Raw genomic sequence first — 1,877 nt, forward strand, 5'->3', positions numbered from 1 at the left:
CTCCATCCGACACGCGCCGAGCACTATCTGCACTCGAAGCGGGGCGCGAAAGTATAGCGCACACGGGCGCGGAGTGAAAAGAACTTCTTCCACACCCCGGTGCTGACCCTTTCGCATGGTCCGTCCGGGCGGCCCGTCCTGCGCCGCGTCGAGGACTATACACACGACCCGTTCGGCGTGACGCTTCCCTCCAACCGGCGAAACATAACCTCTCAATCGGCGGCTAGACGCCCTGGCGGAAGGAGAAGACGTCGTCGGGGTCGATGCGGCGCTTGATCCTCGCCAGCCGCGCGAAGTTGTCGCCGTAGTAGGCGCGTCTCCAGTTCGGCTGGGTCCGGTCCATGAAGTTCTGGTAGGCGCTGTGTGACAGATGCGGGCGCAGCTCGTGCGTGAAGCCCTGCAGCCAATCGAGGTTGCGGGCGACGGTGCCGCGGCTGTCCTTTGCCGTCCAGGAGGCGTCGCAGGCCAGCAGCCACTCAGCCTCGCGGTGGACGAACGCGGTCGCCTGCGGGGCGACTCTCGCGATCTGCCCGCCCCACGCGTAGAGCGCGACGCCGCCGCCGTCCGGGTTGCTGCTGCCCGGGTAGCGATCGACCCCACGCGCGATCGTGTCGATCGCCTGCTCCGTCAACGGCTTCTCGACGAAGGCGGACATCACCTCGAAGCGGTCGACCGGCGTGTTGTGGAAGAAGTGGTTCTTGGCCTGCCAGAAGGTCCGTCTGGCGATCAGCGCTCTCGTCGGTCTGGCGACGGCGAGGACCGGGCCGAGCAGCTCTCGCAGCTCGTCGACCGGGCCGAGCAGCTGCCCGAGCGCGGTGACGGTCGCGGCGCCGCGACCGACGCTGCCCATCCCCATCCGGCACGAGAGCGTGTGGGGCGCGTCGCGCACCATCTGCTGCAGCGCGAGCATCACGCGCGGCGCATGCTCGGCGTCCCAGGCGAGGTCGTAGAGGCCGACGTCGGAGACCGGGGTCGTGCGGAAGCGGAAGCTCGTGCTGATGCCGAAGTTGCCGCCCCCTCCGCCGCGCAGCGCCCAGAAGAGGTCGGGATGCCGGTGCGCGCTGACCGTCAGCAGCCTGCCGTCGGCGGTCACGAGCCGGGTCTCGGCGAGGCTGTCGCAGGTCAGGCCCATGGCGCGCGAGGAGAAGCCGAAGCCGCCCCCGAGCGCGAGGCCGCCGATCGCGACGGAGGGGCAGCGGCCGGCCGAGATCGCGACTCTGTGCGGCTGCAGGCCCGTGTAGACGTTCGTGTTGCGCGCGCCCGACTGCGCGCTGACGGTGCCGGCCTCGTCGTCGACGTGCACCTGCCGCATCCCGCCGAGGTCGATCAGCAGGCCGCGCGTGGTCGAGTAGCCGGCGTAGCTGTGACCGCCCGAGCGCGCCGCGAGCGGGATCTCGTGCTCGCGCGCCCAGAGGATCGCCTCACGCACGTCGGCCTCGCTGGCGCAGCGGGCGATCCCCGCCGGCCGCACGCCGGCGTAGCGGCGGTTGAAGGGGAGCGCGGCGCGCGCGTAGCCGCTCCCGCCCGGTCGCAGCAGGCGGCCGTGCAGGCGGCGCTCCAGCTCGCGCCAGGCGCGCTCGTTCGCGCCTGCGGCGACGGCGGGGCGGCGGGCGGCCGCGGGAGCGAGCGGGGCGCCCGCGGCCGCCGCTGCGGCCGAGACCAGCAGCTGCCGGCGCGTGATCGAGGTCATGAGCAGGTGGTCGGCGCGGACCGCCGCCGACTTGAGCGGAGTCGTTCGACGACAGACCGGAATCCGGGGCCGGGGGCGCTCGGGTGCGGCGCACGGATGAGGCGCGCGTGCCGCGTCACGGGCGGGGCGGGCGGGGCCGGGCGGGGCGGGGCCGGGCGGGGCCGGGCGGGCGGGGCCGGGCGGGCAG

Annotated in this window: 1 protein-coding gene; it reads right to left on the minus strand. The window is 73.4% G+C overall.

What is annotated here, in order from left to right:
* Window positions 1-223: 223 nt before the first annotated feature.
* The gene (locus Q7L73_RS28545) at window positions 224-1,690 is read right to left on the minus strand and encodes an FAD-binding oxidoreductase (RefSeq protein WP_304696351.1); all 1,467 of its coding nucleotides are present in this window, start codon (window positions 1,688-1,690) and stop codon (window positions 224-226) included.
* Window positions 1,691-1,877 lie beyond the last annotated feature (187 nt).

The sequence above is a fragment of the Conexibacter sp. CPCC 205762 genome (assembly GCF_030646155.1).
In the GTDB taxonomy this organism is placed as follows: Bacteria; Actinomycetota; Thermoleophilia; order Solirubrobacterales; family Solirubrobacteraceae; genus Conexibacter.

Bases quoted from the DNA above. Each gene is read 5' to 3' on its own strand.
- Q7L73_RS28545 (WP_304696351.1), bottom strand. From the start codon at position 1,690: ATGACCTCGATCACGCGCCGGCAGCTGCTGGTCTCGGCCGCAGCGGCG.